11 protein-coding genes are annotated in these 13,578 nt (G+C 73.5%); 4 read left to right on the top strand and 7 right to left on the bottom strand.

Translation table 11 applies throughout. The features are described 5' to 3' along the window. Positions 1 to 40 precede the first annotated feature (40 nt). The 5 genes from ACZ466_RS06915 to ACZ466_RS06895 all read right to left on the bottom strand — a co-directional run bounded on the left by ACZ466_RS06915 (position 41) and on the right by ACZ466_RS06895 (position 5,587). The gene (locus tag ACZ466_RS06915; protein ID WP_464043033.1) at positions 41 to 1,795 is read right to left on the bottom strand and encodes an SseB family protein; all 1,755 of its coding nucleotides are present in this window, start codon (positions 1,793 to 1,795) and stop codon (positions 41 to 43) included. A gap of 123 nt (positions 1,796 to 1,918) precedes the next feature. Continuing rightward, positions 1,919 to 3,535 carry a hypothetical protein gene (locus tag ACZ466_RS06910; RefSeq protein ID WP_464044006.1) on the bottom strand — a complete coding sequence of 539 codons (1,617 nt, stop codon included), beginning with the start codon at positions 3,533 to 3,535 and terminating at the stop codon, positions 1,919 to 1,921. 241 nt (positions 3,536 to 3,776) lie between these two features. Beyond that, positions 3,777 to 4,004 carry a hypothetical protein gene (locus ACZ466_RS06905; protein ID WP_378285997.1) on the bottom strand — a complete coding sequence of 76 codons (228 nt, stop codon included), beginning with the start codon at positions 4,002 to 4,004 and terminating at the stop codon, positions 3,777 to 3,779. A 166-nt stretch (positions 4,005 to 4,170) separates the two neighbouring features. Beyond that, positions 4,171 to 4,926 (bottom strand): cytochrome b/b6 domain-containing protein, encoded by a 756-nt coding sequence (locus ACZ466_RS06900; RefSeq protein ID WP_378285996.1) that lies wholly within the window; start codon positions 4,924 to 4,926, stop codon positions 4,171 to 4,173. Next, on the bottom strand, positions 4,913 to 5,587 hold the full coding sequence (locus ACZ466_RS06895; RefSeq protein WP_378285995.1) for a molybdopterin-dependent oxidoreductase: 675 nt from the start codon (positions 5,585 to 5,587) through the stop codon (positions 4,913 to 4,915). The genes ACZ466_RS06900 and ACZ466_RS06895 overlap by 14 nt, the downstream gene beginning before the upstream one ends. Positions 5,588 to 5,772: 185 nt before the next feature. Here ACZ466_RS06895 and ACZ466_RS06890 point away from each other — a divergent pair, with 185 nt between their 5' ends. The 4 genes from ACZ466_RS06890 to ACZ466_RS06875 all read left to right on the top strand — a co-directional run bounded on the left by ACZ466_RS06890 (position 5,773) and on the right by ACZ466_RS06875 (position 12,354). Then, a complete protein-coding gene (locus tag ACZ466_RS06890; protein ID WP_378285994.1) occupies positions 5,773 to 6,363 on the top strand; it encodes an HhH-GPD-type base excision DNA repair protein in 591 nt (196 codons plus the stop codon). Between the two features lie 458 nt (positions 6,364 to 6,821). Then, positions 6,822 to 8,939 carry a SpoIIE family protein phosphatase gene (locus tag ACZ466_RS06885; RefSeq protein ID WP_464043030.1) on the top strand — a complete coding sequence of 706 codons (2,118 nt, stop codon included), beginning with the start codon at positions 6,822 to 6,824 and terminating at the stop codon, positions 8,937 to 8,939. A gap of 298 nt (positions 8,940 to 9,237) precedes the next feature. Further along, positions 9,238 to 10,977 (top strand): RNA polymerase sigma factor, encoded by a 1,740-nt coding sequence (locus ACZ466_RS06880; protein WP_417281732.1) that lies wholly within the window; start codon positions 9,238 to 9,240, stop codon positions 10,975 to 10,977. 387 nt (positions 10,978 to 11,364) lie between these two features. Beyond that, the gene (locus ACZ466_RS06875; protein WP_378285992.1) at positions 11,365 to 12,354 is read left to right on the top strand and encodes a hypothetical protein; all 990 of its coding nucleotides are present in this window, start codon (positions 11,365 to 11,367) and stop codon (positions 12,352 to 12,354) included. A 45-nt stretch (positions 12,355 to 12,399) separates the two neighbouring features. Here the strand turns inward: ACZ466_RS06875 and ACZ466_RS06870 are convergent, their stop codons facing one another. Continuing rightward, positions 12,400 to 13,161 (bottom strand): YaaA family protein, encoded by a 762-nt coding sequence (locus ACZ466_RS06870; RefSeq protein WP_378285991.1) that lies wholly within the window; start codon positions 13,159 to 13,161, stop codon positions 12,400 to 12,402. A 162-nt stretch (positions 13,162 to 13,323) separates the two neighbouring features. After that, positions 13,324 to 13,554, bottom strand: a complete 231-nt coding sequence (locus tag ACZ466_RS06865) for a DUF7455 domain-containing protein (RefSeq protein WP_378285990.1) — start codon at positions 13,552 to 13,554, stop codon at positions 13,324 to 13,326. Between the last annotated feature and the right edge of the window lie 24 nt (positions 13,555 to 13,578).

Below are 13,578 nucleotides of genomic sequence, written 5' to 3'. Positions count from 1 at the left end.
CAAGCGGAGGTCGAACGGGGTCGAACAGGGGCGTACCGGGTCAGTCGCTGCGCGGCGCCGGGAGCGCGTCGGCGCGGACCGTGGTCCAGGAGCCGGTGACGGCGTCGAAGACCGCCACCGGGACGGCGGCCTCGGTCTCGTCGCCCTCGCCGTCCCAGCGCCACAGGCGGGTGCCGGGCGCGGGCCGCAGCGGGATCCCCGAGGAGATCTTCGGGACCGCGGGCGGCGGCGGAGCGGGCCGCGCGTGCTCGGCCGGCGGCGGCACGGGCTCCAGGGGCACCGGCGGCCGCGGCGCGGCGGCTGGCGGCGGCGGCGCGGGAGCGGGCGGCTCTGCCGGCGGTACGGGCGGCGCCACCGGAGGCGCGTCCTGCCCCGGCGGCGGGCCCTGCACGGGCGGCGCGGCAGGCGGTACGGGCGGCACGGCCGGAGGCGCGTCCTGCCCTGGCAGCGGCCCCTGCGCGGGCGGCACCGCAGGCGGTACGGGCGGCGCGTCCTGTCCAGGCGGTGGTCCCTGTACGGGCGGTGCGGCAGGCGGTACGGGCGGCGCGTCCTGGCCCGGCGGCGGCCCCTGCGCGGGCGGTGCGGCAGGCGGTACGGGCGGCGCGTCCTGTCCTGGCGGTGGTCCCTGTACGGGCGGCACTGCAGGGGGAATGGGCGGCGCGGCCGGAGGTGCGTCCTGCCCTGGCAGCGGCCCCTGCGTGGGCGGCGCGGGCGGTGGGGGCGGCGGGACGGCCGGTGGAGGGCCCTGGGCCCCCGGCTGGTGGCTGAGGGCGCGCTGCGTGGCGTCCAGCCGGATCACGGCGGCCGCGTCGAGATGGACCTCGCTGGGCAGCCCCGGGTTGATCGCCAGCTGCCAGGCCGGATCCGGCCAGCCCCCCGCCAGCCGCGCGAACGACGTGCGCCGGTACAGGCCCGGCCGGTGCCCCGACCGCACCAGCGCCTGCGGCGAGGTGAACACCACCACGTACGTCCCGGCCCCGATCGAGGTGGTCGGGAACTCGGCGGCCTCCGGGTCCTCGACCGCCGGGGCGCTCGCCGGAAGGACCAGGTCGGCCGACAGCAGCAGCTCGAAGTAGGTCGTGTGGTCGCCGCGCTGCTTGGCCTCGGCCAGCCGCGGCTCCAGCTCGTCGGGCGCGTCCGGGACGTGCGCCTCGGGCGGCCCGCCCAGTGGCCCGGGACCCGCCCCCGGACCCGGCACCGGGGCGGCCAGCAGCGGCGCGGCGGCGTCCGCCGGGACGCCGGCGGGCCCGTTCGGGACGGCCCCGTTCGGCGCGGCGCCGTTCTGCGCGGCCCCGCCGGCCCGGTCGGCGACCTCGGCCAGTTCCGCGGAGGTGCGGCGCTGCTTGGTGACCCGGCTCGGGTCGGCGGCCTCGATGCCGAAGTCGAGCAGCTCGATCAGCCCGGTGCCGTGCCGGTGGAACGACTCGTACACCAGGTCGGAGGGCCGCCGCACGCCCTGCACGTCGCGCAGCGCGGTGACCATGACGTCCGCCAGCCGGCCGTGGTCGTCGACGGTGGCGTAGGCGGGCAGCTCGGTCCACCAGTTGCGCGGGGCGGGGTCGGCGGGCGGGCGCCAGCCGGCGTCGCTCATGACCTCCTCGTCCGCCAGGGTGAGGAGAAGCGGGCCGTCGAGGAAGTTGTTGCTGACCGCTTCGGCGTAGAGCCGGTCGGGCTCCCGCATCGCCTGGACGTAGTGGCGGCTCTCCTCGCGCTCGCGCACGATGAGGATGGTGTCCCTCTCCAGACCCGCCAGCTCGCGTCCCAGACGCCGCGCGAACTCGGACCACTCCAACAAGATCACTCCCTATCACCCGGGGAAGGGCCGCGACCCCCGCGCGACCGGTACCCGAGACCCCGATGATTGTCGCCCCGATCGCCGCTGGCAAACCGGGAGTTCACTCAGGTCGTCCGGATCCGCTCACTCGGGCGGCGCCGAGTGCCGCAGAACCCCCAGCGCCCTCCTCAGTTCCGCCGGATCGCCGGCGCAACCGTCGATCACGTCCATGAGCCGGTGCAGGATCTCGTGCCGCTCGAAGCCGACGTCCAGCATCGCCTGCGCGGTCTCCCACAGCTGCGGCGGGTCGCCGTTCCACAGCCGGCCGGCGAGCCGCTCGTGGGCGTCCAGGTGCGCCTCCGTCGCGCCCGGGTGCTCGAACTCCAGCAGGATTCTACGGTCCGCGGGATCGGCGGGGTCGAGCGTGGCGAGGTCGATCGAGCCGTGCCGCCCGGACAGGCGGTGCCGTCCCGACAGGAACGGCAGCGCGAAGGCGCGCCGGGGCAGCGCCTCCAGCTCGCCGTCGGGCAGCAGCCGCGCCACCAGGTCGCGGTCGAGCCCGAACGCCGACGGGTCGCGGTAGGCCTCGGCGAACTTGGCGGTGGCGTCCCAGACCGCGTCGAGGGTGGCGCGCACGCCCTCCTCCGGCAGCCCGGTCCGCCGTCCCGCCCAGCGCACCCAGGCGGCCAGCACGTGCGGCACCGCCTCCTGCTCGGTCGGGGACAGCAGCACCTTGCGCGGCAGCCAGTCCAGCAGGAACATCTCGCACTTGATCGGGCTGACCCGCAGCGGGCGGCCGAAGTCGTGCGCGCAGCCGTAGTCGATGATCCGGTCGACGCAGCGGCCGGCGGCCGACCGGTCGGAGAGGTCCTCGGCCTCGTCGGAGGCCAGGAAGCGGATGGCGATCTCGGCGCGCCGGTCGCGGCCGTACACCGGGGGCTGGGGGAGCCGGCCGCCGGGCGGCAGCGAGCTCACCCGGGCCCGCACGAACGCGTGGTAGGCCCCGAACTTCTCGTTGACCGGCGGGTCGGGGGTGTCGTCGGTGAAGTCGAGGGCGCGCTGCAGCACCGCCCGCGTGTCGCGCGGGTCGAGCTGCTCGAACCGCATCAGCGGGTTGCTGCGGCCCTCCCGGCGGCAGTGGTCGAGGAGCCGGTCGACCTGCGAGGAGACCCAGGCGTCCCGGACCATGCCGCCGGCCGGCGGGCGCGTCCGGCCCTCCGCGGCGGCCGGCGGCTCAAGCGACCGCGTCGGCGCCGGGCCGCCGCCGCCCGCGTGCAGCACGGCGCCCTGCACGCCGCCGTAGACGCCGCCCTGGGCCATGCCCTGGACCGCGCCCGCCCGGTTGCGGTCGACCAGGACGACCAGGGCGTGCCGGTCGCGGCCGCCGTAGGTGTACGTGCAGATGATCGAGTCCTGGTCGCCGTAGACGTCGCGGGAGACGTGGCACTCCTCGGGGACGACCATGCCCACCCGGTCGGCCCAGCCGGGACGCGCGACACCGCGCTCCATCAGGGCCAGCGCGGCCCGCTCGGCCTTGGCGGCCTGCCGCGGAGTGCCCAGGTAGGCCATGCCCGTCAGCAGCGCCAGCGCGGCCGGGGTGCCGACGCCGGCGGCGTGGTCGACCAGCGCCTCGCCGATGATCTCCTCGACGTCGCCGCCCGGCACCCGCCGTCCCCACCAGGAGCCCAGGATCTCGCTGACGATCAGTTCGGCGTCCAGCGGGCTGCGCACCGCCAGCAGCTCGCGCGCGTGGCGCAGCATCCCGTCGAAGATCGCGGAAACCTCGTCCGAGGGCGGCGGTCCGTCCCCGGCGGGATCCCCGGAGGAACGGCGGCGGCTGCGGGGACTCACGTCACTAGCTTCTCAGATCCGGCGCCGGTCCTCGTCCAGGACATCGCGGGGAGGCCGAAATGGGACGGAAGGCAACCGCGGACGGTCTTCCATCCGTAGTACAAAAGGCCCCGAACCGCAACGGCGCCCCGAATCCGCCCCGCCGGCCCGGTCAGGGCCCGGCGACCCGTCCCGAGGGCGGTTCGGACTTGACCATCCCGACCAGGTGCTCCCTGGCCATCCGCTCCACCAGCGCGGGGGTGGGCTCGAGGCCCAGGTGCGCCACGCACGCCTGGACGTCGGCGACGCAGCGTTCGACGGTATCGGGAGTGACGGTGGCGAACTCCGCGGCGAGCCGGCCGGAGAGAAGCCGGCGGACCTCGCCACGCCGTTCGGTCATGACAGCAGGCATCAACGCGCCTCCGAGCCCGAGGGTCCGGCGGTACGGGGTGACCGCCGGGGGCGGGCGGGGCCCGGCCGGGCACGCGCCGGTCCGTTCCCGGCCCGGTGGGACGTGCCGCCCGACCTCGCCTCGATGTCTCATTCCAGCGCTTCTGCCGTGAGTGTCAAGACCCGTCCGGCCCGGTCCTCGCCGGATTCGCCGAGGATTCGCCCGCGCGTTCCGCGGCCGTCCGGTTCCGGCGGTCGAGTTCGTCCAGCCAGCCCGGATGGTGGCGGGCCGCCCAGGCGCGGTCGACCCGCCCGGTGACCATGGCGCCGAGCGCGCCGCGGTCGCGCAGCGCGTACCAGAGGTGGCCCAGCGTCACCACCACGATGATCAGGAACAGCCAGTCGTGGACGAAGGTCGCGCCGGTCCGCCACCGGTCCGGCCAGGGGTCGGGGAAGGTCAGGATCGTGCCGGTCCCGAGCATGACCAGGATCGCGCCCGCGGTGAACGCGGCGTTCAGCTTCTGCCCCGGGTTGAACTTGCCCACCGGGATCACCCCGCGCGGGAGCGCGGCCTCGGAGCCCGCACGGGGAACGGCGCCGGTCACGGCGCGGCGGTCGCCGCGGCGCAGCCACTCCCAGTCGTGCGGGCCGAACCGGTCGAGCCTGCGCAGGTCGGCCCGGAAGGCCCGGGAGAGCAGCCCCAGCAGCACCGGCACCGGCAGCGCGTACCCGGCCCAGATGTGCAGCGGCTTGATCAGGTCGCGGCGGCCCACCGCGGACGCCAGCGCCGGCACGTACAGCAGCGCCGCCGTGACCAGGCACACCAGCATCAGCAGGGCCGTGACGTGGTGGATCGACCGCTCCGCCCGCGAGAACCGGTCCAGCAGGCCGCGCCGGGGCATCTCGCGCCGGGGCATGTCACGTCGGGGCATCGTCGCGTCCGTTCGACCGGCCGACCCAGGCGTCCACGTCGTAGCCGCGCCGCTCCCAATACCCGGTGACGACCCGGTCGGTCAGCTCGATGCCGCCCAGCCACTTGAGCGACTTGTAGCCGTACATGGGGCCGACGAACAGCCGCACCGGGCCGCCGTGGTCGTGGGTGACCGGGGCGCCGAGCATCTCCGTGGCCACCAGCACGTCCCGCCTGCGCGCCTGGTCCAGCGTCAGCGACTCGGTGTAGACCCCGTCGAAGGAGGTGAACCGCACGGCCCGGGCGCGCGGCGAGACCCCCACCGCGTCCAGCAGGTCGGGCAGCGCCACCCCCGCCCACATCACCTCGGGCACCCGCCACCCGGTCACGCACTGGAAGTCGCGGGTGAGGCGCGTCTGGGGGAGCGCGGCCAGGTCGGCCATGCTGAACGACCGCTCGCCCCGCACCAGCCCCGTCACCGTGACCCGGTACTGCGCCGGCGGGCGCGGCCGCACGCTGCCGACGACCGAATAGAACCGGAACCCGTTCCCGGCCGCGGGGAGCACCCCGCCGATCTGCCCGATGGGCGCCAGCGCCCGGTTCACGCCCTTCTGCAGCGAGGCCCCGACGGCGACCCCTGCCACGCCCAGGCCCAGCATGCCGAGCACGACACGCCGTCCCACCGGTGTGCCGTCCGCGCGCGTCTCCGGTGTCCCGGGAGTCTCCCGCGTCCCCGGAGTCTCCGCGTCTTCTGCGGCGCCGTCCGCGGCGCCTCTTCGCTTCACCCCTCCATTCGAGCACCGCCGCGGCTTGACCACCATGCCCGGGACGCCCGCGTAAGGAATCGGTGAGATCTAAGCTGGGGCGCATGGCCATCACGCTTCACCTCGCGCAGCGTCCCGAGGCGAACGAGCTGCTGGGACGCAGCCCGCTCGCCGCCCTGATCGGCATGCTGCTCGACCAGCAGATCCCGATGGAATGGGCCTTCTCCGGCCCGTACACCATCGCCGAGCGGCTCGGCGCCACCGACCTGGACGCCGCCGAGATCGCCGCCCAGGACCCGGAGCGGTTCGCGGCGCTGCTGTCGGAGAAACCCGCGGTGCACCGCTACCCCGGCTCGATGGCCAAGCGGGTGCAGCAGCTGTGCCGGTACCTGGTCGAGCACTACGACGGCGACGCCGAGGCGATCTGGCGGGACGCCGCCGACGGCAAGGAGCTCTACAAGCGGCTCAACGCCCTCCCCGGCTACGGCAAGCAGAAGGCCCAGATCTTCGTGGCCCTGCTCGGCAAGCAGTACGGCGTGCGCCCCGAGGGCTGGCGGGAGGCCGCCGGCGACTACGGCGAGGAGGGCTCGCACCGCTCCGTGGCCGACATCACCGGCCCCGACTCCCTCGCCGAGGTGCGCGCCTTCAAGCAGGAGACGAAGGCCGCGGCCAAGGCCGCCAAGGCGAAGAAGTAGGCGTTCGCCGGCCACCGCCCACCCCGATGCGTCATGAATGTTCTGTCCGGAACTCGCCGAACGGGCGCGCCGTCCCCGCGTCCGGCGCCCCGGAGCCGTAACATCACGTACTCGCCGTCCGCCCGGACGCCTCCCGGCCGCCGCCGTTTCCGGCGGGAGCTCCGACGGTACGGCGGCCCAGTCCGGGAACGCCGCCGGGAATCGCGGGCCGAGGTTGCCCCGGGTCTTCCGTCGGCGGCGAACCATCGGGATGATGAGTACTTGACTCCGACCGGTGTTGTGATGGAGGCGGGAGCGTTAGCCTGCTCCCATTCACTCATAGTGATGAAGACTTGCCGCGCGGTACGGGACCCCCTGGGGCGGAGGTGTTGCCGATGAGCACCGATACGTCCGTTCCGCATCCCCGGATCTCCGGGGTGGAGGGCCAGCCCATGGAAGCGACCGATCGACCGGCGGATATGGAAGCGACCGACGCAGCGCTGTACGCCACCCTCATGAGGCAGGCCCCGGCGGGCCTGGCGTTCTTCGACACCGGGCTGCGCTGCCTGCGCGCCAACGCCGTGCTGCCCGAGCTGCTCGGCGTCCCCGGGGCCGATCCGCGGCAGCGCCGCCCCCACGAGTTCCTGCCCGACGACCTGGCCGGCGCGTTCGAGACCGCGCTGCGCACCGTGCTCGCCGAGGACAGGCCCATCCCCGAGGCCGACCTGACCGTCCCGCGGCCGCGCCAGGAGAACCCGCCCGCGCCGGTCGTCGAGCCGCCCGTGCCGGTCCCCGGCCCGCCCGCCACCACCGTGGCCGCCGGAACCCGCGTGCTGTCGTGCGCCTGGCTGCCCGTCCGCGGCGCCGACGGCGGCCCCGCCGGGGTGGTGCTGACCGCGCTGGACGTCACCGAGCGCCGCCGCGCCGAGGAGGTCATCCGGCGCAAGGAGCAGCGCTACCGCTCGCTGGTGGAGGCCAGCTCCCAGGTCGTCTGGGTGGCCTCGCCGGACGGCGGCGTGATCGACGACGCGCCCGAATGGCGGTCGATCACCGGGCAGACCCCCGACGACTACGCGGTCGGCGGCTGGCTGGCCGTCGTGCACCCCGAGGACCGGCCCCGGATCGAGGCGATCTGGCGCGAGTGCGTCGCCGACAACCGGGTCTTCGAGACCAACTACCGGATCCGCACCAAGAGCGGCCAGTACCGGCACTTCGACGTGCGGGCGGTGCCGATCTGGCGGGCCGACACCGTGATCGAGTGGGTCGGCGCCAACACCGACGTCACCGGCCAGCGCGAGGCCGAGGAGATGCGCGGGCGGCTCACCGAGCAGCTGTCGGCGGCGGCGCTGCGCACCGCGCGGCTCCAGCAGGCCACCTCCATGCTGGCCGAGGCGCTGACCGTCAGCCAGGTCGTCCAGGTGATCACCGAGGTGGGCCGGTCGGCGATCGGCGCCGACTACTCCGCGGTGGCGCTGCTGGACGACGACAAGCTGCGGCTGAGCGTGGTCACCCCGTCCCCGCCCGGCGGCGAGAGCCGTCCCGAGTCGCGCCCGTCCTCCCGCGACGAGATCAAGGTCAGCGACCAGACCGTCATGTCGGTCGCGGTCCGGGAGAGCCGGCCGTTCCTGGCCGAGCACCCCGACAGCCTCCGGCTCCAGCTGGGCCGCGACGAGGCCGGGCTGTTCACCCAGCACACCGAGGAGCGCGCCTGGGTGGGCCTGCCGCTGCTGGCCGCGGGCGCCCCCATCGGCGCCCTGCGGTTCTCCTTCACCCGGCCCCGGGAGATCACCGAGGAGGAGCGGGTCTTCCTGGAGGCCCTGGCCGGCCAGTGCGCGCTGGCGGTGGAGCGGGCGCTGCTGTTCGAGCGCGAGCACAAGACCGCCGAGGAGCTCCAGCGCAGCCTGCTGCCCAGCGACCTGCCCCAGCTGCCCGGCATGGTGCTGGCCGCCCGCTACAACCCCGCCACCCGGCACGTCCAGGTCGGCGGCGACTGGTACGACGTGTTCCGCCTCCCCGACGACCGGCTGGCCGTGGCCGTCGGCGACGTCATGGGCAAGGGCGTGCTCGCCGCGGCCGGGATGGGCCGCGTCCGCAACGCCCTGCGCGCCCTGGCCCTCAACGACCCCCGCCCGGCCGCCGTGCTGGCCGGGCTCGACCGGCTCTTCTCCGCCACCGAGGACGAGGAGCAGTTCACCACCGTCGCCTACGCGGTCATCGACCCCGAGACCGGGCACGGCGCCTTCAGCAACGCCGGCCATCCGCCGCCCCTGCTGATCTCGGCGGACTCTCCCGCCAGGGTGAGCGGGCTCGAGCCGGGGACCCCGCTCGGCTGGCCCTCCCAGCGACAGCAGACAAGTTTTTCCATCGAGACCGGCAACACTGTGGTCTTCTATTCCGATGGACTTGTGGAGAACCGTAGGCGTGGGGTGGACGCCGGTCTGGAGGAACTGGTCGCGGTCGCGGCCGACGCCCCACCTGAAGTGGTAGGAGATCCGGAGAGACTCGTCGACTTCCTGGTCGATCGGATGCTTGCGGGATATGAGCAAGTGGACGATGTGACCGTGCTTGCCCTGCACGTCCCGCCGAAGCCCGTGTGACCCGTGTGAAGACCGCCGGGGCGGCGCCGAGGCCGGCCCCGGAAGGGCCGGAAGAGGTCCCGAAGACGGCACCGTCCGTACGAAGGACAGCCCGGCGCCCTCTAAGGTGGTGTGTTACCGGGCAGGACATCGAATGCGGAATGCGCAGCAGTGCCAGAATGCTTGACCCTAGTAAGAAGCGGGTACGCTGCGGTCCCGCACAGGGTGGCCCGCCCAGTGTGTGGTCCCACCCCGTGTGAGGCCGGGCCCGTCAGGGCACTTGGGTCAACCAAGCCACACGTTCGTTCGAGAGGTATTTGTGTCGCCTGCTAGCTCGACCTCGAAAGCGTCAGATCTGCACGAGCACGTCATCGCGCAACTGATCGAGCGTGGACGGTCCCAGGGTTACCTCGACGCCGACGACGTACGACGTACGTTCGAGGAGGCCGACATCCCCGTGTCGAAGGCCTCCAGCATCCTGCGGAGCCTCAGCAAGGAGGGTGTGACCGTCATGGTGAGCGCTGCCGACTCAGCGGCGCCCAAGCGTTCGCGCAAGCGCGCGGCGCCGGCGGCGCGCAAGCCCAAGACGGCCGCGGCGGCCAAGGAGCAGCCCACCACGGTGACCGCCGTCGTCGACGACGGTGCCGAGGAGGCCCCGGCCCGCCCCGCCGCGCCCAGTCCCGCCACTCTGGCCCGTAAGGCCGAGGCCCGCAAGGGCGCGGCCGCCGGCAAGCCGAAGAAGCCGGAGCCGGCCCGCGGCGAGGCCGCCAAGGGCGAGGCCGCCAAGTCCGAGCCGCGCAAGCCCGCGGCCAAGAAGGCCGCCCCGGCCGCCGCCAAGGGCGCCGGACCGGCCAAGAAGGGCCCGGTCAAGGCCGCCGACGACCCCGAGCTCGAGGACGACGTCGACGTCACCGACCTCGACGACCTCGAGGAGCTCGACGAGGGCGACGACCTGGTCGTGGTCGAGGACTCCGACGACTCGGCCGCCGACGCCGAGGAGCCGGCCGAGGAGGAGCCCGCCGCCGCGACGACGGTCCGCGCCCCGGTCAAGGGCCCCAGCGGCAAGCCGTCCGGCACCGACGAGGAGGCGTTCGTCCTCGGCGACGACGACGAGGACGCCCCCGCCCAGCAGATCGCGGCCGCCGGCGCCACCGCCGACCCGGTCAAGGACTACCTCAAGCAGATCGGCAAGGTCCCCCTGCTCAACGCCGAGCAGGAGGTCGAGCTCGCCAAGCGGATCGAGGCCGGCCTGTTCGCCGAGGAGCGGCTCGCCTCCGACGGGCACGCGATGTCGGAGGAGGACCGCGACGACTTCGAGTGGATCGCCGAGGACGGCCGCCGCGCCAAGAACCACCTGCTGGAGGCCAACCTCCGGCTCGTGGTGTCGCTGGCCAAGCGCTACACCGGCCGCGGCATGCTGTTCCTGGACCTGATCCAGGAGGGCAACCTGGGCCTGATCCGCGCGGTCGAGAAGTTCGACTACACCAAGGGCTACAAGTTCTCCACCTACGCCACCTGGTGGATCCGGCAGGCGATCACCCGCGCGATGGCCGACCAGGCCCGCACCATCCGCATCCCGGTGCACATGGTCGAGGTCATCAACAAGCTGGCCCGCGTCCAGCGCCAGATGCTCCAGGACCTGGGCCGCGAGCCCACCCCGGAGGAGCTGGCCAAGGAGCTCGACATGACCCCGGAGAAGGTCGTCGAGGTCCAGAAGTACGGCCGCGAGCCGATCTCCCTGCACACTCCGCTGGGCGAGGACGGCGACAGCGAGTTCGGCGACCTGATCGAGGACTCCGAGGCGATCGTCCCGGCCGACGCGGTCAGCTTCACGCTGCTGCAGGAGCAGCTGCACTCGGTGCTGGACACCCTCAGCGAGCGCGAGGCCGGGGTGGTCTCGATGCGGTTCGGCCTGACCGACGGCCAGCCCAAGACGCTCGACGAGATCGGCAAGGTCTACGGCGTGACCCGGGAGCGGATCCGCCAGATCGAGTCCAAGACCATGTCGAAGCTGCGCCACCCGTCCCGTTCGCAGGTGCTGCGCGACTACCTCGACTGAGGTGGACTGATCGGCAGGCACGGCGGGAACGTGCGGTAGGAGACCACTCCGGCACAGGCCGGGGTGGTCTTCTCCTTTTCCGGGGCATTGGCCGTTTGCGGTCAGGAGCGTGGCCGCATCCGGACGCTCGCGGGACGGGTGCGGAGGAGGCCCGCCGGGGACGCGGGAAGCGCTAAACACGGCCGTGTTTCGGGAATGTTCCCGCAGGCGGGAAGGGGCCCCCGCGCCCGCCGTCCGGTTTCTTTGACTGGAAGAAAATATCCAGGTCAAAGATGCTTCGGGGTATGTAACACACTATTTACATCCAGGTAGCGCGCGCCGCCGTGCCCCTTCCTACGCTTCCGCAGCATGGGACTCATGGAGCTTGACCGGGCACATGGAGGTTCGGTGGAGCAGCACAGGCCCGGCCGGGCGCCCACCGCCGTCCGCGCCCGCACGACACATGTGATCGGCGGACGTCCCTGGTCGGATCCCGTCCTCGACCAAGCCGTCGACGCCGTCCACGACCGCTACCTGAGAGTCGGCGCGCGCGCCCTGGCCGAGGCCCGCGACGACCCCGAGCTGCGCTCCCTGCGCGTCGAGGCACTGGCCAAGGCCGCCGTCGGCTCCGGCTCCTACATCGAGGCGCTGCTGGCCGAGGACTCCTCCAACCCGGACCTGTGGCTGTGGCTGGGCCGCACCCGGATCGAGGAGGCCTGGCGGATCCGGCCCGACGCGCGGGCGCGGGCCGTCCAGGCCGCCGGCTACACCGCCTACACCAAGACGATGCAGAAGGCCCGCGACCCGCTGCTGAACGCCTCCAGGCTGTGGCCGGGCGATCCCGTCCCCTGGGAGGCGATGCTCTGGCTCGCCCTGGGCCTCGACGCCGACCGCGAGGAGAAGGACGAGCTGTGGCGGCAGGCGTACCGGCGCGGTCCCACGCTGTACGGCTCGCACGTTGCCCGCGTGGTCAGCCTCTCCCCGCAGTGGGGCGGCCTGCCGGAGGAGATGTTCGACTTCGCCCGGGTCGCGATGAGCACGGCGGGCCGCGAGGATCCGCGGTCGGCGCTGCTTCCGCTGGCCTACTTCGAATATTTCGTCCAGGAACGCCAGGGGATCATCCGGGGTTCGTCCCGGTGGTTCTCGGCGGAGGAGTGCCGGGACGTCGAGGCCGCCGCCCGCGGCTGGTTCGAGGGCCCCCGGCCCCATCCGCGCACGATCGAGGCGCACAACATCTTCGGCGCCGCGTTCCACCTGGCCGACTCCCGCCGGCCCGCCCGCCAGCATCTGCTCCGCACCTTCGGCCGTCCCAGCAGCCTGCCGTGGAGCTATCTCGGCGGGAACGAGGTCGGGCAGTACATCAAGGCCTGCCGCCACCTGAACATCACCACGGTCTGAGGACGCCCCTGCGCGAGACCTCCCGCCTCAGGGACCTCCCACCCCTCAGGCGTGCAGGATGACGTCCAGGTTGTCGCCGTTCAGCTCCGCCGTGTGACCGAGCCCCGCCACGATCTTCAGCAGCTCCTCCGGGCTCTCCGGAGCCGCGCCGGCCTCCAGCAGGTCGTGCGCCACCCTGCCGCGCGTCGCCTTCGCCATGTGGCTGACCACGGTGCGCTTGGGCACGCCCCCCAGCATGCGCTCCCGGAAGACCCGCACCGTCACCGCGGGACCCTGCCCCCGCGCCGGCCTCCACGCCGCGACGTACGGCCCCGAGCGCATGTCGACGATCAGCCGCCCCGCGCCCGCGACGGGCTCCAGGGCCTCCCGCAGCGCCGGACGCCACAGCGCGGCCAGCTTCCCCGCAGGGGGCAGCGTCACGCTCATCGCCAGCCGGTAGGGCGGGATGCGGTCGGTGAGCCGCAGCGCCCCCCACAGGCCCGAGAACACGATGATCTGGTCGGCCGCGCGCTCCGGATCGAGCTCGTGCAGCGCCAGGTTGTCGTACAGCACGCCGGTGTAGAGCCGCGCGACCGGCAGCGTCGGGGCCCGCCGCAGCGCCAGGTTGCGGGTGAGCGCCTCCTCGGCCTGGCCGGCCGGGAGGGCCAGCAGCTCGGGCGCGTCGTCCCGCAGGCACGCCTCGCCCAGCGCGTTCAGCACCCGTTCCCGGACGGGGTTGAGCGAGGGGAAGGCCAGGCCGCCGAGGTCGAGCGGCGGCCCGTCCCCCGGGGCGGCCTTGCGTTCCGACGGCGGCAGCAGAATGAGCACCTGTCCTGGATCTCCTCAACATTGACCACGTTGCGTGATTTCACGATCGCACACGGCGATCGAAAGTGCGCCCCGCACGGTTTCGGGGCTTATCCCGGAATGGGTGAACGGCGGCCACCGTCGCCGGTGACCGCCGTTCCGGGATTCTTTTATTTCGAGGGCTTACCGCTCGTCTGCGGGTGCGGTGGCCGGGGTTTCGTTGAGCCTGTCGGTCTCGTCGTGAATGTCGGCCCCGTTGGCGCGGAGGGCCTCTGCGTACTTACGCCCGTGGTGGGCGCAGAACAGAAGGTCGCCGCCGCCTACAAGGACTGCACGGACGTAGGCCTGGGCACCGCAGCGGTCGCAGCGGTCTGCGACGGACAACGGCTTGGTTGGGGCAAGGGCTCCAGTCACGGCACCTTCCTCATGCTCGGGGTC

The organism is Actinomadura rugatobispora, assembly GCF_055379765.1.
Note: the sequence above shows the minus strand (reverse complement) of the source record. Positions and strands in the feature narration are given on the sequence as shown.